The organism is Pseudonocardia sp. ICBG162, from assembly GCF_020496225.1.
GTDB classification, from domain to species: domain Bacteria; phylum Actinomycetota; class Actinomycetes; order Mycobacteriales; family Pseudonocardiaceae; genus Pseudonocardia; species Pseudonocardia alni.
Genome location: NZ_JAHLJD010000019.1, coordinates 145,110 through 167,465 on the forward strand (window position 1 = coordinate 145,110; position 22,356 = coordinate 167,465).

21 protein-coding genes are annotated in these 22,356 nt (G+C 75.9%); 13 read left to right on the forward strand and 8 right to left on the reverse strand.

Going from position 1 to position 22,356, the window contains the following annotated elements; translation table 11 throughout:
- Positions 1-199: 199 nt before the first annotated feature.
- From KPL60_RS19165 to KPL60_RS19215, 11 genes are all read left to right on the forward strand, one after another.
- Complete coding sequence (locus KPL60_RS19165) at positions 200-1,534, forward strand: glycosyltransferase (RefSeq protein ID WP_226366708.1); 1,335 nt, start codon at positions 200-202, stop codon at positions 1,532-1,534.
- The gene (locus tag KPL60_RS19170) at positions 1,531-2,766 is read left to right on the forward strand and encodes a hypothetical protein (protein ID WP_226366709.1); all 1,236 of its coding nucleotides are present in this window, start codon (positions 1,531-1,533) and stop codon (positions 2,764-2,766) included. The genes KPL60_RS19165 and KPL60_RS19170 overlap by 4 nt, the downstream gene beginning before the upstream one ends.
- The gene (locus KPL60_RS19175; RefSeq protein WP_226366710.1) at positions 2,763-4,196 is read left to right on the forward strand and encodes an O-antigen ligase; all 1,434 of its coding nucleotides are present in this window, start codon (positions 2,763-2,765) and stop codon (positions 4,194-4,196) included. The genes KPL60_RS19170 and KPL60_RS19175 overlap by 4 nt, the downstream gene beginning before the upstream one ends.
- A complete protein-coding gene (locus KPL60_RS19180) occupies positions 4,193-5,731 on the forward strand; it encodes a polysaccharide biosynthesis tyrosine autokinase (RefSeq protein WP_226366711.1) in 1,539 nt (512 codons plus the stop codon). The genes KPL60_RS19175 and KPL60_RS19180 overlap by 4 nt, the downstream gene beginning before the upstream one ends.
- Positions 5,728-6,426 carry a hypothetical protein gene (locus tag KPL60_RS19185; RefSeq protein ID WP_226366712.1) on the forward strand — a complete coding sequence of 233 codons (699 nt, stop codon included), beginning with the start codon at positions 5,728-5,730 and terminating at the stop codon, positions 6,424-6,426. Before KPL60_RS19180 ends, KPL60_RS19185 begins: the two co-directional genes overlap by 4 nt.
- A gap of 122 nt (positions 6,427-6,548) precedes the next feature.
- Positions 6,549-7,586 carry a GDP-mannose 4,6-dehydratase gene (gmd, locus tag KPL60_RS19190; protein WP_226366713.1) on the forward strand — a complete coding sequence of 346 codons (1,038 nt, stop codon included), beginning with the start codon at positions 6,549-6,551 and terminating at the stop codon, positions 7,584-7,586.
- On the forward strand, positions 7,576-8,526 hold the full coding sequence (locus KPL60_RS19195; RefSeq protein WP_226366714.1) for a GDP-L-fucose synthase: 951 nt from the start codon (positions 7,576-7,578) through the stop codon (positions 8,524-8,526). The genes gmd and KPL60_RS19195 overlap by 11 nt, the downstream gene beginning before the upstream one ends.
- Positions 8,527-8,610: 84 nt before the next feature.
- Positions 8,611-8,916 (forward strand): hypothetical protein, encoded by a 306-nt coding sequence (locus KPL60_RS19200; protein WP_226350240.1) that lies wholly within the window; start codon positions 8,611-8,613, stop codon positions 8,914-8,916.
- Positions 8,906-10,204 carry a JmjC domain-containing protein gene (locus KPL60_RS19205; RefSeq protein ID WP_226366715.1) on the forward strand — a complete coding sequence of 433 codons (1,299 nt, stop codon included), beginning with the start codon at positions 8,906-8,908 and terminating at the stop codon, positions 10,202-10,204. Before KPL60_RS19200 ends, KPL60_RS19205 begins: the two co-directional genes overlap by 11 nt.
- A complete protein-coding gene (locus tag KPL60_RS34745; RefSeq protein ID WP_226366716.1) occupies positions 10,201-11,091 on the forward strand; it encodes a sucrase ferredoxin in 891 nt (296 codons plus the stop codon). The genes KPL60_RS19205 and KPL60_RS34745 overlap by 4 nt, the downstream gene beginning before the upstream one ends.
- A 251-nt stretch (positions 11,092-11,342) precedes the next feature.
- Entirely contained in the window at positions 11,343-12,140 is a 798-nt protein-coding gene (locus KPL60_RS19215; protein WP_226350237.1) for a glucose-1-phosphate cytidylyltransferase, read from the forward strand.
- 49 nt (positions 12,141-12,189) lie between these two features.
- On the opposite strand, the gene KPL60_RS19220 is transcribed toward KPL60_RS19215, so the two are convergent.
- Entirely contained in the window at positions 12,190-13,257 is a 1,068-nt protein-coding gene (locus KPL60_RS19220) for an LCP family protein (RefSeq protein ID WP_226366717.1), read from the reverse strand.
- 269 nt (positions 13,258-13,526) lie between these two features.
- Between KPL60_RS19220 and KPL60_RS19225 the strand changes: the two genes are divergently transcribed.
- Positions 13,527-13,826, forward strand: coding sequence for a hypothetical protein (locus KPL60_RS19225; protein WP_226366718.1), 300 nt, complete (start codon positions 13,527-13,529; stop codon positions 13,824-13,826).
- Positions 13,827-13,933: 107 nt separating this feature from the next.
- Here KPL60_RS19225 and KPL60_RS34750 read toward each other — a convergent pair whose 3' ends face one another.
- From KPL60_RS34750 to KPL60_RS19240, 3 genes are all read right to left on the reverse strand, one after another.
- Complete coding sequence (locus KPL60_RS34750; RefSeq protein WP_226366719.1) at positions 13,934-15,034, reverse strand: class I SAM-dependent methyltransferase; 1,101 nt, start codon at positions 15,032-15,034, stop codon at positions 13,934-13,936.
- Positions 15,031-15,621: a dTDP-4-dehydrorhamnose 3,5-epimerase family protein gene (locus KPL60_RS19235; protein WP_226366720.1), complete on the reverse strand. Its 591-nt coding sequence runs from the start codon at positions 15,619-15,621 to the stop codon at positions 15,031-15,033. The genes KPL60_RS34750 and KPL60_RS19235 overlap by 4 nt, the downstream gene beginning before the upstream one ends.
- 151 nt (positions 15,622-15,772) lie before the next feature.
- Positions 15,773-16,519 carry an SDR family oxidoreductase gene (locus KPL60_RS19240; protein ID WP_226366721.1) on the reverse strand — a complete coding sequence of 249 codons (747 nt, stop codon included), beginning with the start codon at positions 16,517-16,519 and terminating at the stop codon, positions 15,773-15,775.
- 41 nt (positions 16,520-16,560) lie between these two features.
- On the opposite strand from KPL60_RS19240, the gene KPL60_RS19245 reads away from it, so the two are divergent.
- A complete protein-coding gene (locus tag KPL60_RS19245; protein WP_226366722.1) occupies positions 16,561-17,784 on the forward strand; it encodes a putative glycoside hydrolase in 1,224 nt (407 codons plus the stop codon).
- Here KPL60_RS19245 and KPL60_RS19250 read toward each other — a convergent pair.
- The 4 genes from KPL60_RS19250 to KPL60_RS19265 are packed head-to-tail and all read right to left on the reverse strand — an operon-like array spanning position 17,741 to position 22,341.
- Positions 17,741-18,919, reverse strand: coding sequence for a glycosyltransferase family 4 protein (locus tag KPL60_RS19250; RefSeq protein ID WP_226366723.1), 1,179 nt, complete (start codon positions 18,917-18,919; stop codon positions 17,741-17,743). The genes KPL60_RS19245 and KPL60_RS19250 overlap by 44 nt on opposite strands.
- A complete protein-coding gene (locus tag KPL60_RS19255; RefSeq protein WP_226366724.1) occupies positions 18,916-19,797 on the reverse strand; it encodes a methyltransferase domain-containing protein in 882 nt (293 codons plus the stop codon). The genes KPL60_RS19250 and KPL60_RS19255 overlap by 4 nt, the downstream gene beginning before the upstream one ends.
- Positions 19,773-21,311, reverse strand: a complete 1,539-nt coding sequence (locus KPL60_RS19260) for an oligosaccharide flippase family protein (RefSeq protein ID WP_226366725.1) — start codon at positions 21,309-21,311, stop codon at positions 19,773-19,775. The genes KPL60_RS19255 and KPL60_RS19260 overlap by 25 nt, the downstream gene beginning before the upstream one ends.
- Positions 21,312-21,318: 7 nt before the next feature.
- The gene (locus KPL60_RS19265) at positions 21,319-22,341 is read right to left on the reverse strand and encodes a hypothetical protein (protein ID WP_226366726.1); all 1,023 of its coding nucleotides are present in this window, start codon (positions 22,339-22,341) and stop codon (positions 21,319-21,321) included.
- Positions 22,342-22,356 lie beyond the last annotated feature (15 nt).

The window sequence follows — 22,356 nt, forward strand, 5'->3', positions numbered from 1 at the left end:
CGGCGGTGGGTGCCGGCGGCGCCTCCGGATCTGTTGCGCTGTCGGGGGTCCGCCCCCTCCCGTTACCGCCCGCGCCGCAGACGTGCGGAATCCCATGGCGCGGTAACGATGCCGCCCCGCCGGTCGAGTCGATCACGACGGGCGAGGCCCCCCGAGACCGCTCGGTCGTGGCCGCCCGCTGAACGGAACCGGAGAGCTCGTGCGCCGACTCGACGTCCTCGTCCTCGGGCTGAACTACCCACCCGAGGTGACGGGCATCGCCCCCTACACCGGGGGGCTGGCGCGGGCCCTCGCCGGTGCCGGGCACCGGGTCCACGTCGTCGCCGGGTTCCCGCACTACCCGCAGTGGCGCATCCCGGACGGGTACCGGGGCCTGCGGCGCGTCGAGCGCGACGGGGAGGTGCGCCTCACGCGGGTGCGGCAGCCCGTCCCGGCCGATCCGACCGGTCCGGGCCGGGTCGTGATGGAGGCGGCGTTCGCGGCCGCGACCTGCACCGTCCGGACCGGACGGTCCGACGCCGTCGTCGTGGTCAGCCCGGCGCTGCTCACCGTGGCCGCGGCGCTGCTGCGGTCCCGGCTCACCCGCGGGCGGCCACCGGTCGGGGTCGTCGTGCAGGACGTCTACGGCGCCGCGATGCGGGAGACCGGGGTCCTCGGCGGGCGGGCCTCGCGGCTGGTGGGTGCCCTGGAACGGGCCCTGCTCGACCGGGCGGACCGCATCGTCTGCATCCACGACACCATGCGCGACACGCTGGTGCGGGCCGGGGTCCGCACCCCGGTCGACGTCATCCGGAACTGGTCCCACGTCGGGACCCCGTCGGTCCCGGCGGCGGAGCAGCGGGCCCGGCTCGGCTGGCGCCCCGGGCGCGTCGTCGCCCTGCACGCCGGGAACATGGGCGCCAAGCAGGGGCTGGAGAACGTCGTGGCGGCCGCGCGGCTGGCCCAGGAGCGGGACCTGCCGATCGAGTTCGTCCTGCTGGGCGACGGCAGCGCACGCCCCGGGCTGGAGCGGCTCGCCGCCGGGTGCGACCGGATCTCGTTCCTGTCCCCGCTGGCCGCCGGGCTGTTCGAGAGCACCCTGGCCGCCGCCGACGTGCTCGTGCTGAACGAGCGCGCGTCGGTGCGCGAGATGTGCGTGCCCAGCAAGCTCACGTCCTACTTCGCCGCGGCCCGGCCGGTCGTCGCGGCGTCGGCCGAGGGCGGGGCGACGGCGTTCGAGATCCGCCGCAGCGGGGGCGGGGTCGTCGTCGCGCCCGAGCGTCCGGACCTGCTGCTCGACGCGGCGCTGGGGCTCGGGCTGCGACCGGGCGACACCGGGGAGCGAGGCCGGACCTACGCCGGCACCGAGCTCACACCGGCCCGGGCCGAGACGGCCTACCGGGACTGGGTGGACGCGCTCGCCGCGCGTGCCCGCCCGGTCCGCACCGGCACCGCCGCGCTCCGGCACGGCGGACGCGGTCCCTACGCGCTCGCCCGGCGGGCAGTGGGCCGCGCCGTCGCCCGGGCCGGCACCGGACGGAGCCGCCCGACGTGACCGTGCTCGGTGCACCGGTCCGGAGACGGTCGGTGCCGCCGTCGCTGTTCGGGATGGCGTCGCAGCTGCTGAACGCGCTGACCAACGTCGCGACCGCCTACATCGCCTCGACCGCGCTGCAGCCCGCGGCGTTCGGTGAGTTCGTCCTGGCGTTCGCCGTGGTGACCCTGCTGCTGGCCACGGGCCGCGGGCTGATCGGCTCGACCCTGCTGACCCAGCTCCCGGCCACCGCGCCCGACGCCCGGCCCGCGCTGCTCCGCTCGGTGGCCGGGGCGACGGTGCTGGCCGGTCTCGGCGCGGCGGTGGTCCTCGTGGTGCTCGGTGCGGTCGCCCTCCCGGCGGTGCTCTGGTTCGCCCCCTGGATGGTGGTCGTGCTGTTCCAGGACGCCGGGCGGCACGTGTTCATCGCGACCGGCCGGTTGCGCGACGCGTTCCTCGCCGACGCCGTCTGGGCGCTGGTGCAGGGTGTCGCGCTGGCCGGGCTCCTGGCGGCCGTCGGCTCCGTCCCGGTCCCCGGTCTGGTCGCCGCCTGGGGGCTCGGCGCCCTCGCCGGCGCCGTGGTCGTCGTCGTGCGGGCGGGGCTCCCCGCCCGGCCGGGCGGACCGCGGCCGTGGGCACGCGCGACCCGTGACCTGGCCGGCTGGTTCACCGCGCTGTCGATGCTCGGCCAGCTCGAGACCTACCTGGTCCTGACCCTCACCGGAGCCCTGCTGGGGGCGGCCGACGCGGGCGGGCTCCGCGCGGTGCAGCTCCTCGTCCTCCAGCCGCCGATGGTGCTGCTCGGGGCGATGCTGGCGCTCATGGTGCCCGGGTTCGCGCGCCTGCCCGCCGACGACCCGGCGCGACGCGGCCTGTGGCTGCGCCGGTTCGCGCTCGTCGCGCCGGTGTCGGTCGGCGTCCTGCTCGTGGCCGCGCTCGCCGGACCGCTGATGGACCTGCTCTTCGCGCAGTACTCCGCCTACACCCCGCTGGTGCTCCCGGTCGCGGTGCAGTCGGCCCTGCTGGCCCTGCTCCTCCCGACGATGGCGCTGCTCGCGGGCACGCGGCGCGGACGCACCGCCTTCGTCCTGCACGTGCTGCGGACCGCGACGATCGTCGTCGGCGTCCTGGTCGGCATCGCCGTCGCCGGTGCGGCGGGTCTCGCCTGGTCGCTGGCCGTCTCGGGGGCCGTGGTCGCCCTCGTGACCACCGTCGTCGCCGCCCGTGTGACGCGGACGGGGGCTCCGCGATGAGCTCCCGCCCGTCGGCCCCGGTGCTGCTGTGGGCGGTGCTCACCGTGCTCGGCGCCGCGGGACTCGTCGTCGCCCGGGACCTGCTGGACGTCCCGCTCTGGGCGACGGTGGCCGGGGCCGTCGCCGTCGCCGGGGTCGTGCTCGCGGCCGCCGTGCTGGGGGTGGACGGGCTGGCCGTGCTGCTCCTGGTGCTCGCGGTGGGGACCTCCACCTGGAACGCGGTGGCCGCGGGACCGGTCAAGCCCGGCCCCGTCCTGCTGGCCGCCTCGGTCGTCCTGCTGCTGGTCCTGCAGGCCGGAGCCCCGGAACGGGTCCGGGTCCCCTCCTGGGTGTGGGTGCTCGGCGGGACGATCCTGCTGGTCACCGTGGCCGCGGCGCTGTTCCCGCCCTCCATCCCCTACCTGGCGGCCCGGTTCGTCAGCGACCACACCTACTCGCTGGACCAGCTGGGGACGGCGTGGGTGCTCAACCTCCTCGAGGGCGCGCAGTGGCTCGTCGCGGCGGTCGCCCTGCCGGTCGCCGTGTGCGTGGCGGCCCGCTACCGCGCCGGGCTCCTCGTCGTGCTGGTCGAGGCGTGGATCGTCGGGACGGCCGTCAACGCCGGCGTCGGCGTCGCGGACGAGTGGGCCGGGACGGGCATCAGCAGGGCCCTCATCGGCACCGTCGACATCGGCGGCCGGCAGGCGGGCCTGACGGTGCAGCCGAACCACCTGGCCGTCGCGGTCGCGATGACGCTGCCGGTGGCGCTGTGGCTGGCCCTGCGCGGGAGCCGGCCCGTGCTCATGGGGGCCTGCGCCGTGGTCGCCGCGGTGGGCCTCGCGACCACCGAGTCCCGTGGCGGGCTGGCCGCGGCGGCGCTCGCCTGCGGCGTCGTGCTGCTCGCCGACCGGCGCGCTCGCTCCGCCCTCCCGGTGCTGGGCGTGCTCGGGGTCGCCGGTGCCGTGCTCGCCGTCGCCCTGTTCCCGGACCGTCTGCTGCGCCTGGCCGAGGGCCTGCGCCTGGTCGGCGCGGCGAGCGCCCGGGAGAGCAACTCGATCCGCGTGATGATCCTGCACCAGGCGCTGGCCGACTTCACCCACGCACCGGTCCTCGGGGTGGGGCTGGAGGTCGTCGTGCAGGGCCACAACATCTGGCTCCAGCTGCTGGCCTCCGGCGGTGTGGTCCTCCTGACGGGGTTCCTCGTCGCCTGCGTCGGGTTCGCCCTGGACGCCCGGGCGACCCGTGGCGGTGCGACCGACCTGTCCACCGCGCTGCTCGTCTCCGTCGGCACCTGGCTCGGTGTCGGCGTCGTCGAGAACAACCTCACCGACCTGTTCCTGTACGTCCCGTTCGCCGTCGTCGCCGCGATGCGTGCGACGACCCCGCCCGACACCGGGCCGCCGGCCGATCCCGTCCCGGTCCACCTCACCACGGGGGAGCTCCGTCCATGACCCTGATGTCGCTGCTGCGCAGCCTGCGACGACGATGGACCTTCGTCGTCGCCGGGCTGGTGCTCGGCCTGGTCGCGGCCGGGGCGGTCACCCTGCTGACCCCACGGACGTACGCGTCGACCGCGAGCCTCTACGTCTCGGCCTACGACAGCTCCCAGAGCGCCCAGTCGGCGTACCAGGGCACGCTGCTCTCCCAGCAACGTGTGGCCTCCTACGCCGAGCTGCTGGTGTCCCACCGGGTCCTGCAGCCGGTGGCCGACCGTCTCCAGGTGGCGGACGGCGCCACCGGCCTGGCCGACGAGGTCGCGATCGGTACGACGACCGAGTCGACGATCCTGACCGTCACCGTGGACGACCGCGATCCGGCCCGCGCCACGGCGCTCGTCAACGGCATCGCCGAGCAGTTCACCCAGGTGGTGACGACGCTGGAGCGCCCGTCCCCGACGCTCCCGCCCGCGGTGAACGTCAACGTCGTCGACCCGGGGACCGTCCCGGTCGACCCGGTGAGCCCGAAGGTGTGGGTCAACCTCACCGTCGGTGCCGTCGTGGGGCTCCTCGCCGGTGTCGGGGCCGCGCTCGTCGTCGGGAGCCTGGACACCACGGTCCGCAGCCGGTCCGACCTCGGCCCGCTCGTGCCCGGCTCGGCGCTCGGCGCCCTGCCCGAGCAGGAGGAGCTGCGGTCGCGCACGCTGGTGCCGGTCCTCGACGGGACGCCCTACGCGGAGGCGGTGCGCCGGATCCGGACCAACCTGCTGTTCGCCGGGGTCGACGACCCGCCGAAGGTGCTCGCGGTGGCCAGCTCCGTGCCCGGCGAGGGCAAGACGACGCTGGCGTGCTCGCTGGCGGCCGCGTTCTGCGCGACCGGGCGGGTCGTCGTCGTCGAGGGTGACCTGCGACGCCCGGTGATGGCCGGGCGGCTCGGCCTGGTCCCCGACGTGGGGCTGACCGACGTCCTGACCCGGCGCACGACGCTGCGGGACGCGGTGCAGCCGTGGCAGGGGTCGGTCGACGTCCTGGTCTGCGGGGCGCCGCCGCCCAACCCGAACGAGCTGCTGTCGTCGCGGGCGTTCGCCCATCTCGTCGACCAGCTACGTGCCGACTACGACACCGTGATCATCGACGGCCCCCCGCTGGTACCGGTCGCCGACGGCGCGATCATCGCGAGCCGGTCCGACGGCGTCGTCCTGCTGTGCCGGGTGGGGTCGACCGGTGCCGCGCAGGTCCGTGCTTCGACCGAGGCGCTGGCCGCCGTCGGCGCGCGGGTGATCGGCTCCGTCCTGACGATGACCGACCCCGGGCCGGTGGGGCCGCAGTACGGCTACGGCCCGCAGCCGCAGGACCGTCCCCGTCCCGGGCCCGCGACCACCGCGTCCCCCCGCCCCGGGCCCCCGCCGCAGAGCCACCCGGGCGCACCGGGTGGTCCGCGCCCGGGCGAGGCCACCGAGCGGCTCCGGCTCACCCCGCAGGGCCGCGGCAGCGGCGGGGTCAACGGGCACGCCCGCACCGACGCGTCCCGCCCGGAGGTCCGCCCGTGAGGACGCGGCGGCAGGTGCTGGTCCTCGGCGCCGCGGGCCTGGCCGGCCTCGCCGTCCCGGCGGGCTGCGGCACGTCCGGGGAGGTGGTCCCGGTGTCCGCCCCCGAGGTGCCCGTGCGGGTGCGGACCCGGTGGGCCGGACGCCCCGCGGGCCCCCTCCCGGCCGCCGGGGACGAGGGGGTGCCGTTCACCATGTCGCTCGCCGGGACGACGGAGCGGCCGTCGACGGACGGTCGCGGCCTGGTCGGGAACCTGCCCGACCGGCCGTCGGCCGCCTACGTCATGCAGGGCCTGCCGGACAAGGTGCACCGCATCGGGGCGAGGGTCGGGTTCGGGCCCGGATCGGCCGAGGGGATGCTGGCGCTCGTCGCCTGGGACCCGTCGGCGCCGATGACCGCCCACTGCCACTTCGTCCTCACCCCGGACCACTGGGTCGGTGCCACCGCGGGCGACGGGTCGCTGGACGAGCTCGGCCGGGGCCGGCTCTCCGCCGATCTCCCCGGCGACGGGTCGCCGGTCACCTTCGAGGTCGTGGTGTCCGGCCGCACGGTGTGGGTGCACCTGCCCGACGGCTCGGTCACCGCGGTGCAGGGCGAGGCCGTGGAGCGGATCCAGGGCTCGATCGCCTGCTGGGAGTTCTACCGGAACGCGCCCGGCGGAGCGCCCGTGACGATCTACGAGACCTGGGCAGGATGATCCGCCCCGGCCACCGGTAACGGATCTTGCCTGCTCTCCGAGTGCCCGGTTGCACCGAGCACCCGTCGATCCCCAGCGACGGCTCATCCCGCCCGATCCCCAGGGCAGCAAGGACGTTCCCGATGCCGGACCCGACCGCCCCGACGACCGGGAGACGCGCCCTGATCACCGGTATCACCGGCCAGGACGGCTCCTACCTGGCCGAGCTGCTGCTGGCGAAGGGATACCGGGTCCACGGGCTGATCCGCCGCGCGTCCACGTTCAACACCGGCCGGATCGACCACCTCTACCAGGACCCGCACGACCCGGACGCGCGGCTGTTCCTGCACTACGGCGACCTCACCGACGCGAGCCGCCTGGTGACCCTGGTGGACAAGATCCGCCCGGACGAGGTCTACCACCTGGGGGCCCAGTCCCACGTGCGCGTCTCGTTCGACGAGCCCGAGTACACCGGCAACACGACCGGTGTCGGCACCACACGCCTGCTCGAGGCGATCAGGATGGTCGGCGTCGACTGCCGCTTCTACCAGGCGTCGTCCTCGGAGATGTTCGGGGCGACACCGCCCCCGCAGAACGAGCGGACCCTGTTCTACCCGCGGTCGCCCTACGGCGCGGCGAAGCTCTACGGCTACTGGATCGCCCGCAACTACCGCGAGGGTCACGGCCTGTACGCCGTCAACGGCATCCTGTTCAACCACGAGTCCCCCCGCCGGGGCGAGACGTTCGTGACGCGCAAGATCGCCCGCGCCGCCGCCCGCATCGCGCTGGGCATCGACCGCGACGTGTACCTCGGCAACCTCGACGCCGTCCGCGACTGGGGCTACGCCCCGGAGTACGTCGAGGGCATGTGGAGGATGCTGCAGGCCGACGAGCCCACCGACTACGTGCTGGCCACCGGCACCGCCTACACGGTGCGCGACTTCGCCCGGTTCTGCTTCGAGCACGTCGGCCTGGACTGGCACGACCACGTGCGGTTCGACGAGTCCTACCTGCGGCCCACCGAGGTCGACGCCCTGATCGGCGACGCGAGCAGGGCCGAGGAGGTCCTCGGCTGGAAGGCCCGGGTCCTGCCGCCGGAGCTGGCCCGCATCATGGTCGACGCCGAGCTGGAGCTGGAGAAGTCCGGCGGGCCGCTGGTCAGGAGTGTCGATGCTCGATAGGGACGCCCGGCTCTACGTCGCGGGCCGCCGCGGGCTCGCCGGGTCCGCGGTCGTCCGCGCCGCGCGGGCGGCCGGGTTCACCGACGTCGTCGGCGCCACCAGCGCCGAGGTCGACCTGCTCGACCGCGACACCGTGTTCGCCCACCTCGCCGCGGTCCGCCCGGACGCGCTGGTGCTGGCCGCGGCGAAGGTCGGCGGCATCGTCGCGAACGCCAGCTTCCCGACCGAGTTCCTGTCGGAGAACCTCCGGATCCAGGTCAACGTGATGGACGCGGCCCGTGCGGCGGGTGTGCGTCGTCTGCTGTTCCTCGGCTCGTCGTGCATCTACCCGAAGCTGGCCGAGCAGCCCATCCGGGAGGACTCGCTGCTCACCGGACCGCTGGAGCCGACGAACGAGGCCTACGCCGTCGCCAAGATCGCCGGGATCATGGCCGTGCAGTCGGTGCGCAGCCAGTACGGGCTGCCCTGGATCTCGGCGATGCCGACGAACCTCTACGGCCCCGGCGACAACTTCCACCCCGAGCACTCCCACGTCCTCCCCGCGCTGATCCGCCGCTTCCACGAGGCGGCCCGGTCCGGGGCGCGCGAGGTCGTGCTGTGGGGAACCGGGACGCCCCGCCGCGAGTTCCTGCACTCCGACGACCTCGGCCGCGCGCTCGTCCACCTGCTCGACCACTACGACGACCCCCGGACGATCAATGTCAGTGTGGGGTCGGACGTGACCATCCGCGAGCTCGCCGAGCTCGTCGCGGACGTCGTCGGGTTCGACGGCGCGATCGTGCAGGACACCGACCGGCCCGACGGCACCCCGCGCAAGCTGCTCGACGTCAGCCGGCTCACCGCGCTCGGCTGGGAGCCGGCCGTCGGCCTGCGTGAGGGCGTCGAACGGACCTACCGCTGGTTCGTCGAGCACCACGGCGGGGCCCGGGTCGGGCGGTGAACGACATGGCAGCCGGTCCCGGCGCATGATCGCGGACCGTCCGGGGTAAGCGCCGTCCACACCGCCACACGCAGGAGGAACACCATGGCTCTGAACGACGACGACATCACCACCTCGGGCGGCTCCGGCCCCGAGGGCCCCGCGGACTCCGGCGCCGGCCAGGGCACCCCCGGCCAGCACGACGGCGGCGCCGACGGCGGCGCGGACTCCGGCGCCGAGGGCCCGGCCGACTCCGGCGCCGGCCAGGGCACCCCCGGCCAGCACGACGGCGGCGCCGACGGCGGCGCGGACTCCGGCGCCGAGGGCCCCGCGGACTCCGGTGCCGGCGAGGGCACCCCCGGCCAGCACGACGGCGGCGCCGACGGTGGCGCCGACAGCGGTGCGAACTGAGCTGAGCGAGCCGACGGCCGGTGCCGGGCAGCCCTCCACGGGCGCCCCGGTACCGGCCGGCGCGCGTGCGGCGTCCGGCAACGGTGCGCTCGCGCGGCTGGTCGGCTCGGACACCGACTCGTTCGCCGCCCGGCACTGGGGCACCACCGCGCTGCTGCGCACCGGCGCGGACACCGGCGCGTTCCGCGACCTGCTCGACCTCGACGGCGTCGACGAGCTGCTGTCCCGCCGCGGGCTGCGCACCCCGTTCCTGCGGCTGGCCCGCAACGGGTCCGTCGTCGGCTCGGCCGACTTCACCGGCCCGGGCGGGGTGGGCGCCGAGATCGGCGACCAGGTCCGCGACGACAGGGTCGCCGCGCTGTTCGGCGACGGCAGCACCGTCGTCCTGCAGGCGCTGCACCGCGTCTGGCCCGGCGTCATCGACTTCTGCACCGCGCTCGCCGAGGACCTCGGCCACCCGGTCCAGGCGAACGCCTACATCACCCCGCCGCAGTCGCAGGGCTTCTCCGCCCACTACGACGTGCACGACGTGTTCGTGCTGCAGCTGGCCGGGCAGAAACACTGGCGCGTCCACGCACCGGTCCACACCGACCCGCTGCGCGGCCAGCCCTGGAGCGACCACGGCGACGCCGTCGCCGCCCGCGCCCGCGACGACGAGCCCGTGATCGACCGGGTCCTCGAACCCGGCGACGTGCTCTACCTGCCCCGCGGCTGGCTGCACTCCGCCACCGCGCTCGGGGACGTCTCGGCGCACCTGACCGTCGGCGTGCACGTGGTGACCCGGTACGCGCTGGTCGAGTCGTTGCTGGCGCTGGTCGCCTCGGACGAGCGGCTCCGTGCGAGCCTGCCACTGGGCGTCGACCTGGCCGACCCGCAGCAGCTCGCCCCGCACCTGGACGCGGTGCGCGCCGCACTGACCGGTGCCGTCGCCGCCGTCTCCGCCGAGGACGTGTCGCGCCGGGTCCGGAGCCGGGTGTGGTCCGGCGGGCGCCCGGAGCCGGTCCGGCCGGTCGCCTCCGCCGCGTTCGCCCGCGATCTCGCGCCCGGGGACACCGTGCGCCGGCGCCTAGGGGTGCACCACCGCCTCGTCGCGGGTGATGATCGGGTCGTGCTGGAGCTGGCCGAGAAGACGCTGACGTTGCCCGCCGTCGTCGTACCCGCGCTGCGGGCCCTGCTCGGCGGCGGCACCCACACCGTCGGGGACCTCCCCGGTCTGGACGCCGACGACCAGGTCGTCCTCGTCCGGCGGTTGCTGCGGGAGGGCGTCGTCGTCCCGGCCACCGCGTGAGCGACGCACGACGGTTCCGGCGCTGCGCCGACCTCGCCGAGGCGGCCGGTGACCCCGCCGAGGGCACGGCGCCGCCCGCGCGGTTCTGGTTCCTCGTCGAGCACCCCGGGCCGTGGCCGCGTCAGGCACTGGCCGCGCTCGACCCGGACACCGCCACCACGCTCGGGACGTGGGCCGACCGGGTCGGCGCCCGGGTCGTGCTCGTGCGTCGGCCCGGGCGCCGGGACCGCGAGGCCGTCGAGCCGGGGCGGCGCTGGTTCCGCGTCGACGCCCGGCCCGGGCACGAGGACGTCCGGACCGGCACCTGGTCCTCCCCCGCCGAGCTGGCCGCCGCCGTCCACGCCGACGGCGACCCGCACCCGGACCCGCTGGTGCTGGTCTGCGCCCACGGCAGGCACGACGCCTGCTGCGCCGTCCGCGGCCGGCCGCTCGCCGCCGCGCTCGTCGCCGACGACCCGGACGGCACCTGGGAGTGCAGCCACATCGGCGGCTGCCGGTTCGCCCCCGCCCTGGTGCTGCTCCCCCACGGCCTGACCTACGGCGGCGTGACCCCGGCCGAGGGGCCCGCCGTCGTGCGTGAGTACGGACGCGGGCTCGTCGTCCCCGGCACGCTGCGGGGCCGCTCCGCGCTGCCCCCCGCCGTGCAGGCCGCCCAGCACCACGCGCGGGTCGCCACCGGCGCGACCGGGGTGGACGACCTGGGCGTCGCGGGCGTCGACTCCGACGGGCAGCCCCCCGGGCACACGTCCTGGCGGGTCACGTTCCACCACCCGGACTGCGTGGTCGAGGTGCGGGAACGGTTCGTGGGGGTGGACCGGCCGCTGACGTGTGCGGCCCGTCCGGCCGGCCGGATCCGCGTGTTCGACCTCGTCGACGCCCGCTCCTGACGTCCGGCGGGGCCCCCGTCGTTTCCGAAACGGAACCGATGGCCGGGCACCCCCGTCCACAGCAGATCCCCGGATGACCTGCGGAGGGGGCGCCGGCCCGGTCGTGACCGGGCGACCCCCGCTGTCCGGTTCCGCCCGGTGTGAGACGGCGAACAGCCCCGAGGCGATAACAGTGCGGTAGTGGTGTTCGGTTGCACCATTACGACGCCGTCGCCCCACCACGCTCCCCACGAAGGAACGGAAGAACCCGTATGGACCCCCAGACCCCCGTCGTCATCCTCTGCGGAGGCAAGGGCACCCGCATCCGGGAGGCCTCCGAGAGCCTGCCGAAGGCGATGGTCGAGATCGGCGGACGGCCGATCGTCTGGCACATCATGAAGACCTACCGGGAGCACGGCTTCCGGCGCTTCGTCCTGTGCCTGGGGTACAAGAGCTGGGCGATCAAGGAGTACTTCCTCGACTACCGGGCCCGCTCCGCGGACTTCACCCTGTCCATGTCCGACCGGCACCGCATCGACTTCCACAGCGGCGTCGACGAGGACTGGGAGATCACCTTCGCCGAGACCGGCCTGGAGGCCGCCACCGGCTCCCGGGTGCGCACCATCGCGCCCTACGTGGACACCGAGAACTTCTTCCTGACCTACGGCGACGGCGTCGCCACCGTCGACATCACCGCACTGGCCAAGGAGCACGAGCAGTCCGGGAAGATCGGCACCGTCACCGGGGTGCACCCGACCTCGAAGTTCGGCGAGATGCAGGTCGAGGGCGACCGGGTCGTCGAGTTCAACGAGAAGCCGACCCAGGTCACCGGCTTCGTCTCGGGCGGCTTCTTCGCCTTCAAGCGGGAGTTCCTCGACTCCTACCTCGGCGAGCCCGGCGACGACGACGTCTGGCTCGAGCACGAGCCGCTGCAGCGCCTGGCCCGCGACGGGCAGCTCAACGTGCACCGCCACGAGGACTTCTGGTCGGCGATGGACACCTTCAAGGACTACGAGTACCTCAACAGCCTGTGGGCGCGCGGCGAGGCGCCCTGGAAGATCTGGGCCTGACCGACGTCGGCGACGGCCGGTCCGCTCCCCCGGGCGGGCCGGCCGTCTCCTACGACGGCGTCGAGCTCAGCGCCTCGGTCGGGTTCGGGTCCGCGTACTGCGCCACCGACCCGTTGCGGATCGCTCCCCACAGCTGCGCGCTGCGCTGCTCGTCCAGGTACACGACCGACTGCGCCCCCTCCCGCCCCAGCCCGGCCACCGGCGCGGTCACGAACGCCACACCCGAGCCGCGCAGGTTGCGGTTCTCCAGGGCCAGCTGCACCAGCCCGGTGTTGGACAGCGAGTCGTCCACGCTCACCGCGTCGCCGACGCTGGTCGCGAACGAGTAGAGCGCGGTCGGGTCGGTGGTGGCCTTCTCCTGCACCTTCGCGAGCAGCGCCTTGATCGCGTTCTGCTGGCGGGCGGCGCGGTCGATGTCGCCGTTCGGGAGGCCGTAGCGCTGGCGGACGTAGGCCAGGGCCTGGGCGCCGTCGAGGTGGTTCTCCCCCGCCCGGAAGTCCACACCGGCGTTGCTCGTGGCCCGCGCCACGGTCACGTCGATGCCGCCGACCGAGTCGACGAGCGAGGTGAACCCGGCGAAGTCGACGACGCCGAAGTGGTCCACCCGCACCCCGGTCAGCTTCTCCACGGTCTCGATGAGCAGCGGGGCGCCACCGAAGGCGTACGCGGCGTTGATCTTGTTCATGCCGCGGCCGGGGATGTCGACCCAGGAGTCGCGCGGGATCGACACGACGCTGGCGTGCTCGCCGTCGGGGGCGAGGGTGCCGAGCATGATCACGTCGGAGCGCTGGGAGCCCGCGTCGACGCCCGGGGCGGCGTCGGTGCCGGTGGTGGGGGCCTCGGCCCGGGAGTCGGTGCCGACGAGCAGGAACGTGGTGCCGCCGAACGTCGCGGGGCGGCTGCCGGCGTCGATCCCGCGGAACGCGTCCGGGATGCGGGCGATGCCGCCGCCGATGCTGGAGGTCAGGTAGGCGACCACGCCGCCGACCGCGAGCAGCAGCACGAGGACCAGCGCCGCCAGCACGGCGAGCACCCGCCGCCCGCGACACCGCGGACGCCCGTCGCGCAGGCCGGGCACGACGTCGTCGTGCCGGGTCGGGGGGACGGCGTCGCGCATCGGGTCTCCTGGATCTGTGTGGACGGTCGTCCGGTTCGTCGCTCCCGCGCGTACGGCGTTACGTGACACCGCACGGTCCCACTCCCGGTGCCCCACAACGTCACCGGTCGTCGCAGGTCAACGGCACGGTGCGCACACAGCGCAGTCACACGGGGGTGCTGTGTCATCAGATGTGTGGAACCGACGGCCCTCTCGCTAATGGTCCGGACGGACCAGGCGAATTCAGGGGCAGAACGGCCGCACGGCCGTCGCGGACCGAGGAGGAACCCATGAGCGTCACGCCCGAGACCCCCGCCACCGTCGACACCGATACCGCTCCGGTCGCCGTCCCGGCGCCGCGCGGCGCCGCCGAGAACGGCACGCTGCCGCCCGTCGCGGCCACCCCGGTCGCGGTCGACCTGTGCCGCTGCGGGCACGAGCGCGACGCCCACGACCACTACCGCGCCGGCACCGACTGCGGTGTCTGCGGCACCGCCTGCCGCGCCTTCCACGCCCGCACCGGTTCCGCCGCCGGCCGCTCGGCCGGTCGCGCCGCCCGCCTCACCTCGGCCCTGCTGCGGCGCCGCTGACCCCTGCCCTCCGTCCCCGGACGGTCCGCCGGGAGACGTTCCACGAACGCCCCCGCCTCCTCCCGTGAGGCGGGGGCGTTCGCGCGTCCGGTGCCGCCCCGGCCGGGTCACGCCCGGACCGGCACCGCGTCGGGGAGCAGCCACGTGCCGCCGGTCGCCTCCACCTGCGGCAGTGCGCGTCGCATCTCCGGGAGCAGGTCGTCGACGAACAGCAGCACCGACCGCGGCGCCGCCGCGACGAGCGCGTCCGGGGCGACGATCGGGATCGCCGTCCCCGGGGTGCGCCTGCCCTGCTTGGCCGCCGAGCCGTCGGCGATCGCGGGCAGCAGGTCCGGTCCGATCCCGGCCCGCGACAGCAGCGCCACCGCCCGCGACGCCGCGCTGTAGCCCCACACCGGGCGTCCGGCGGCATGCTCGGCCTCCAGGAACTCCCGCACCCCGGCCGTCGTCCGGTCCGCGGCCCGCTGCAGCGACGCGACCGTCGCCGCGTCGCGCATGCCGGCGGCGTCCTCGTCGGTGACCAGCGCCCGCACCGAGTCCTCCGGCTCACCGCCGGCCCGCGCGGTGAGCAGCACGGTGCCGCCGTAGAGCGGGAACCACCAGGCCCGCACCGCGGTGAGGCCGACCGTCTCCAGCATCCCGGCCAGCGCCGGGGTCGAGTAGTAGGCGAAGTGGCCGTGACGCAGGTCGTTCCACTGCGCCCCGTCGACGATCGCGCGCAGCGTGTGGAACCCGACCACGAGCGTCCCGCCCGGCCGCAGCCGGTCGGCCCGCTCGCGCAGGGCGGCGGCCTGGTCGGCGTCGTGCATGAGACCGAGGTTGTCGACGACGACGTCGGCCCGCTCCCCCGGCGCCACCGGCGTCGCGCCGGTCGCGGTCAGGTCGGCCACCCAGGAGCCGCCGTGCGGGCTGCCGTACTCGGTGAAGCCCACACCCGGCCCGACGACCCCGGCCGCGGCGAGCGCGGCGACGGCGGCACGGCCCTGCTCGACCAGCGCCGCGGGCTCCAGGCCGACGACCTCCTCCACCCCGCCCGGGTCCTCGGCGAGCTGGGCCAGCCCACACCCGTCGCACAGCCACATGCGCAGCGGGAACGTCGCGTCCGGGCCCGGGTCGGCGGCGGGCGGGAAGGTCTTGCAGTCCGGCTGGACGCCGAGGTCGAGCACGACCTCGCCGTCGATCCCCGCGCAGAACCGGCAGGCCGTCACCGGCCGGCCTCACCGCGCGGGGCCGGGACCTCGCCCGGAGCGCCGTCGAGGGTCCGCAGGTAGTCCGCCCACGACGGCGCGACCCGGTCCCGCTCGCTGGTGGCCGACGGCGGCATTGGCCAGTCGACACCGAGGTCCGGGTCCGCCCAGTGCACCGAGACGGCCTGGATCGGGTCGTGCACGCGGTCGATGGCGTAGCAGACGTCGGCGACCTCGCCGACCACCTGGAACCCGACGAGCATCCGGCGCGGCACCCGGATCGAGACCATGTCGTGGTCGTCGAGCCGGACGGCGACGTGGCGGCCCAGCGTCGGTGACTCCAGCCGCCCGTCGACGACGACCAGGTGCGCCGCGCCGTGCGCCACCCGGATGATCTTGCCCTCACCGCCGTGGTTGCGGCCGTGCAGCCCGCGGAGCACCCCGTGCCCGGAGCGGGACTGGCTGTCCTGGACGTAGTCGGCGCGGGTGATGCCCCACTCCCGCGCCACGGCGTCGTCGTAGGTGCGGGAGAAGAAGCCGCGGTCGTCGCGGAAGGGGTTCGGCCGGAAGAGCAGTACGCCCTCGAGCGCGGTCGTCTCGACGTCCACCAGTGGCTCCCTCGCGGCCGGCGGCCCGATCGGCCGCACCACGAGCGAGGTCGTCCCATCACTGATCATTGTTACGGGGTGTCGTGATAGCCACGGCCCGCGCTGCGCCGACCGGCAGGAACAGCGGCTTTACGCCACCGCCCGATCACCGTCAGTCACGACTGCGGCGGCCGAGCATGCGCTTCACCGGCCCCAGGACGCGGCCCGCGGCGTCGCGCAGCCGGGTGTCGGGGACCTCCACCACCGCGGTGTCGCGCCGCTGCGCGTCCAGCGCGGCCGAGGCCACCTGCTCCGGGGTCGCCCACCGCCACTCCGGCACCCAGGACACGTCCTCGCCGTGCCGGTCATGGAACGGGGTCCGGGTGAACCCCGGGCGCACCACGGTCACCCGCACCCCGCGCGGCGCCGCCTCGTCACGCAGTGCCCCGGCGAGCGCCTCGACCGCGGCCTTCGTCGCCGAGTAGACCGGGGTGCCCGCCGTGGGGTGCACCGCCGCCGAGCTGGACACCATGACGATGCCGCCCCGGCCGCGGCGCAGCATCGGGGTCAGCGCGGCCCGCGACAGCCGCGCCACCGCGGTGAGGTTCAGCGCGACCTGGGCGTCGATGTCGTGGTCGGCGTGCTCGGACAGGGTGCCCGGCCCCGCCGTCCCGGCGTTGTTGACCAGCAGCCCGACCGGGTCGCCGGCCATCGCCTCCTCGGTGGCGGCCAGACCGGCCTCCGTCGCCAGGTCCGCGACCAGTGTCCGCGACCGCGGCACCCCGGCCGCGACGTCGTCCAGCCGCTCCGCGTCGCGTCCCACCAGCAGCACCGGGACCCCTCGGCGGCCCAGCTCGCGGGCGAACGCGGCACCGATCCCGCTCGACGCGCCCGTCACGACCGCCCGTTCCGTCATCATGGTCCCTTCCGTCCCCTACGCCCCGGGCCAGGGATCTTGGCATGATCGGGAACGTGTGTCACCGCCGCGTCCTCGTCACGCTCGTGCTGGTCGTGGCGGTGCTCGCCGGTTGCGGCGCCGCGGCCGCTCCCCCGCCGCCGCCCGGCACCGAGCCCGCGACCGCCCCCGCGGTGTGCGGGCTGTGGGTCGCCACCGGCGGCACCCCCACCGACGAGCAGGTCCGCTATGCGGCCGGGCGCTACGGCGTGGTCGTCCTCAACGCCTGGGAGACCGACGTCGCGCGGCGGCTGCGCGCCCAGGACCCGGGGATCACGCTGCTCGTCTACAAGGACCTGTCGTCGACCCGCGGCTACGCCGAGGTCGGGCTGCACGGCGGGCTCCTGCCGACCGGTGTCGACGGCGCCACCGCCGACCCGGCCTGGTTCGCCACCGACACCGCGGGCCGGCGCATCGAGTGGGCGCCCTACCCGCAGCACTGGCAGATGACCGTGTGGGACGAGGGCTACCAGCGGGCCTGGACCGACCGCGTCGTCGCCGAGACCGTCCGCGACGGCTGGGACGGCGTGTTCGCCGACAACGACATGTCCTCGCTGCGCTTCTACTCCGACGCCGTGGTCGCCGGGACCACCGACCGCCACGGCACCGACACCCTGCTGCGCGACGGCCTCGACGCGCTGGTGACCCGCGCCGGGACCGCGCTCGCCGAGCGGGGCAAGGTGCTGGTGCCGAACCTGTCCGAGGCGCGGCTGTTCCCCGGCCGGTGGACCCGGCACGCGCGCTTCGGCGGGGCGATGGAGGAGAACTTCGCCCAGTACGGCGACGACGGCGCGCTGACCACCTGGCAGGGCCACCAGTGGGCGGAGATGCTCGCCGCCCCGCCGCAGGACCTGACCCTGCTGGTCACCGCGACCGCCGGGCGGCCCGAGGCCCGGCCCGGCGCGGCCGAGCGGGCCGGGTTCGCCGGGGCCGCCCTGCTCGGCGGTCCCCGCACCTGCTGGACGCCGTCGACGACCAGCGACTACTCCCGTCCCGAGTGGTCCGGCTACCGGTCGCTCGACCTGGGCGCGGCGAGCGGGCCCGCGGTCCGCGACGGCCGCACCGGCGTGTGGACCCGCGGGTTCGCCGGCGGCTGGGTGGCGCTCAACCCCACCGCCGACGACGCCGAGGTGCCCGTCCCGGACGGGCTGCGGACCGTCGGCGGGGCGCAGGCCGGGGGCACGGTCACCGTCGGGTCGGCCGACGCGACGATCCTGGTGCGGCGCTGAACAGCCCGTCCGGCCCCGGCCGGCCGAGCAGCGAGCGGTAGAGCGCCAGGTGCGACCGCGCCGACGCCGGGGCCGAGTACCGCTCGGCGGCCCGGGCGGCGAGGAGCCTCCCGGTCAGGCCCGGGTCGGGGTCGGCGAACAGCGCGCGCAGCGCCGTCGCCAGCGAGTCCGGGTCGCCGGGGGTGGCGGTGAACCGCGCGGCGCCGGGGGCGGCGAGCATCGTCGCGGTGTCGCCGGTGTCGGTGGCGAGCACCGGCTTGCCCGCGGCCATCGCCTCGATCACGACCAGCGGCTGCTGCTCCATCCGCGACGGCACGACGACCGCGTCGGCGGCACGCATCAGCTCCGGCACGTCCGCCCGGAACCCGAGCAGCCGGATCCGGCCGCCCGAGGCGGCGGCGCGGGCCTCGATCGCGGCGCGCTCGGGGCCGTCGCCGACGACGGTGAGGGTCGCGTCGTCGGGGAACACCCCGGGCCGCTCCAGCGCGTCGATCAGGTCGGTGATCCCCTTACGGGGCAGCAGGAGCCCGGCCGTGACGAGGTGGCGCACCGGCCCGGCGGGCGGGTCGGACGGGCCGAGGTCCAGGCCGTTGTCGATGTGCACGAGCCGCCGTGCGGGCAGCCGCAGCCGCCCGGACAGGAAGCGGCGCATCGGTTCCGCGCAGACCACGGTGCGGTCCAGCGCCCGCCCGACGACGGCGTCCGCGGCGAGCGTCGCGCGGGTGTAGCGCGACGGGGCGGGCGCCCCGGCGGTGCCGCGGAACCACGCCTCGCCGACGTCCTCGGGCACCCCGTGGTAGGTCTGCAGCAGGCGCGGGCGGCGCCGTCGCCACGCCGTCGTCGCGAGGACGAGGCCGGCGCGGCGGTCGTGGGCGTGCACCAGGTCCGGTCCCCAGTCCGCGATCCGGGTGAGCAGCGCGCGGCCCGCGGCGACGTCGGTCTTGTCCCCCACCCCGGACTCGGTGAACAGCCCGTCCGGCACGCCGGGGCCGCGGGCGGGGCGCGGGCCGAACACCCGGACCGTCGCGGCACCGGTGCGGTGCAGCTCGCGGGCCAGTGCCAGACACACCTCGACCGGGCCGCCCCGGTCCTGGGTGAGGACGAGGGCGACCCGCGGCGGCCCCGCGGGGCTCACTGGGCGCCCCGGTACTCGCCGGGCATCGCCGACGCGGGCAGCGGGGTGTCCGAGCGCGCGCCCAGGAACCAGACGCCGCTGGCGCCGTCGGACTGGAACGGCTCCGGGATGACCCGGTCCAGCAGGCGCAGCCAGAACAGCGCGAGGCGCACCGCCCGTCCGGCGGCCCGGGAGCGGGTCAGGCCCGTCACGACGGCGCCGATCGTCCAGATCAGCTGCACACCGGGTCCGCCGACCACCCCGGAACCGATGCGGTCGAAGCCGCGGAACAGCCAGCGGTGGCCGGACTCGGTGAACCGGGTGAAGTCGTAGGGGCCCTCGTGGACCTGCTGCAGGAACGGGGTCTCGGCGTAGACCAGACCGCCGGGGACGAGCACGCGGTGGATCTCGGCGACGACCGTCGCCGGGTCGAGGACGTGCTCCAGCACGGCCTGCACCACCACGCCGTGCACGACGCCGTCGGCGAAGGGGATGCGGTGCCCGTCGGCGACGAACTGCACGTGCGGGCTCGCGTAGATGTCGAAGGCGAGGACCTCGACGCCGGGGTCGGAGTAGAGCCGGTCCGCGCCGTTGCCGATCTCCCCGCCCCCGACGACGAGCACCGTCGGGCGGGTGTGCCGGGCGCGGAGCCGGTCGAGGAACACGTCGAGGTTGCGACGGGTGCCGCCGTCGGGGTTGGTGATCCGGCGCAGGTTCCGGCGCAGCGCGGCGAGCGCGCCGTGTCCCCGGTCGATCTCGCTGGCGGCGCCGCCGGCGAGCAGCCGGTCCCGGTCGAGGACGCTGGTGGCGAAGTCGACGTACACCGGGGTGTCGCCGACGTGCAGCGGCTCGGACGGCCACTCGACGAACGCGCTCAGCCGCTGCGCGGGTGCGAGCATTCCCCCACCTCCGGGTCGGTCGGGCGGGCCCCGTCGTCCGGGGCGTCGCGCAGCCCGCCGCGCAGGTCGCGCAGCAGGTCCAGGTTCGTCACCGCGACGACCGCGGCCACCGTCACGACGACGACGGTGCCGGCCGCCAGCAGCGCGGGCACCGAGGCCGGGTCACCGGCCCCCGCGGCGCGGACGGCGAGGTGGGCGAGCCCGCCCGCGACGAGCGCCGCGACCAGCCCGCCCGCGGTCCGCAGCACCGGCCACACCCGCGGGAGGCCACCGGCCCGGTGCAGCACGAGCAGCGCGGGCGGGACCACCAGCCACACCGCGACCAGCTGCGCCCAGGCCGTCGCGACGACGCCGTAGGGGACCAGCAGCGCGAGCCCGGCGACCAGCAGCGCCAGGTGGGCGAGCTGCAGCAGCAGGTAGGCACCGGGCCGGTCCACGGCCCGCACGACCTCCTGCAGCATGTACTGCACGCCGAAACCGATGCCGTAGCCGCAGAGCACCACCAGCACCGGCGCGGCCGGGGCCCAGCGCTCGTCGAGCACGACGATCCGCTCCGCGAGCAGGGCGAACGCCACGTAGGGCACCCCGGCGAGCACGAGCAGCGCGCGGACAAACCGGGTCACGGCGGGCCGCAGGTCGCGGCGCTCGCGGCGCAGCCGGGCGTACACCGGGAACGACACCGCGCCCAGCACCAGCGACACCATCACGTACGGCGCCCAGGCGATCCGGAAGCCCAGCGAGTAGACGCCGACCGCGTGCGGGCCGAGCGTCCGGGACACCGCGAGGTAGTCGACGTTCACCAGCAGCACCGCGACGACCGCGCCCGGCCCGACGACCCGGGTCCAGCGCAGCGCCTCGGCGGCGGCCGGGGTGTCCCAGCAGGGACGGATGCGCACCCCGGCGGCGATCCCGAGCAGCGGCAGCACCACCGCACCGGCGAGCAGGCCGACCGGCAGGGACAGCGCGCCGAACCCGCCCGCCGCCAGCGAGACCGCGAGCACCGTGGCGACCAGCGCGGACCCGACGTCGGGGACCATCCGGCGGCGGAACTGCAGGTTGCGGTGCATGAGCCCCATCTGCACGCCGCCCGCCGCGGTGAACGGCAGCGACAACGCGGCGATCCGCACCAGCGGCTCGGCCTCGGGAGCGCCCATCGCGGCCGCGATCGGGGCGGCCCCGAGCAGCCCGGCCAGCGCCAGCAGCGCCCCGATGCCGACCGAGACCGTCATGAGGACGCCGGCCATCACGTCGGGGTCGCGGTCGGTGCGCGCGACGATGTCGAACACGCCCATCGACTGCACGATCTGCCCGACGCCGACCAGCGCGACGGCGACGGTGACCAGGCCGAGCTCGGACTCGGTGAGGAACGCGGCGAGCACGACCGTCAGGACGATCTGGCTGCCCTTGGCCAGCAGGTTGACCAGGCCGAGCCACAGGGTCCCGCGGGTGGCGCTGCGGGCGAGACCGGTGTCGGACCCGGCCCCGGGTCCGGTGCCGGCCCCGGTCGGCGTCACGGTCACCTCAGGACACGACGGCGGCGAGCACCCGGGTGCCCGGGCGCAGCGCGCGGACCGCGGCGTCGAGGTCGGCCCCGTCGGCGGCACGGTCGACGACGAGCACGAGCGACTCGTCGGTCCCCCCGCCCGCACCGGTGCCGGGCTCGCGGGCCAGGTCGGCCTGCAGGGCGAGCACCGCGTCGGCGACGCCGGGCGACCCGGCGGCGACCCGGACCGGGCCGCCCGCGGCACGGGCCAGCACGAGCAGGCGCTCACCGGCGTCGGCGTCGCGGGCGCTCAGCACCGGAACGATCCCGTGCCCGGCCGCGACCAGCGTCGAGAGCACCGAGCGGCGCGCGTCCCCGCGGCGGGCGCGCACCCGGCGGACCAGTACCACGGCGGTGCCCAGCCCGGCGAGCGTCCCGGCGATCAGGCCCAGCCCGACGCCGAGCGTGAGGTCCGGGCCCTTCTCCAGCAGGGTGGCCTGCCGGTCGAGGACCCGCAGGGTGCCGGCCGGGGCGAGCAGGTCGGCGGCGGCGACGCGGCCGGCGAAGGCCTCGGCCAGGCGCGCGGCGAGCTCCGGCGAGCCCGCCTGGACCGACACCCGGGCCACGCCGGAGCCGGCGAGCAGCTCCACCGACACGTCGTCGGCCAGCTCGTCGGGGGGCGGGGAGCCGGGCACCGCGGCGGCGACGGCGTCGAGGGTCGACGGGGAGGTCACCAGGTCCGCGATCGAGGGCATCGCCAGGGTGACGACCTCGCCGTAGCTGGTGGACACCCCGGACTCGCTGATCAGCGCGGAGCCGGTGGAGCCCGAGGGCAGGGCGAGCAGCCCCACCCGGCCCTCCCAGCGGCCGGGCAGCAGCGCGAACACCCCCGCGACGAGCGCGGTCACCAGCAGACCCACGAGCACCGCGACCGCGGCGACCCGCAGCCCCGGGCGACGCGGCCCGGCGGCCGGGGCCGTGCGGGCGGGCGGCGGGCCGGGGTCCAGGGGTGTCGCGCGCGGGACGTGCCGATCGCGCACCACGCCGTTCGACCTGCTCACCGCGTTCCTCCCCCA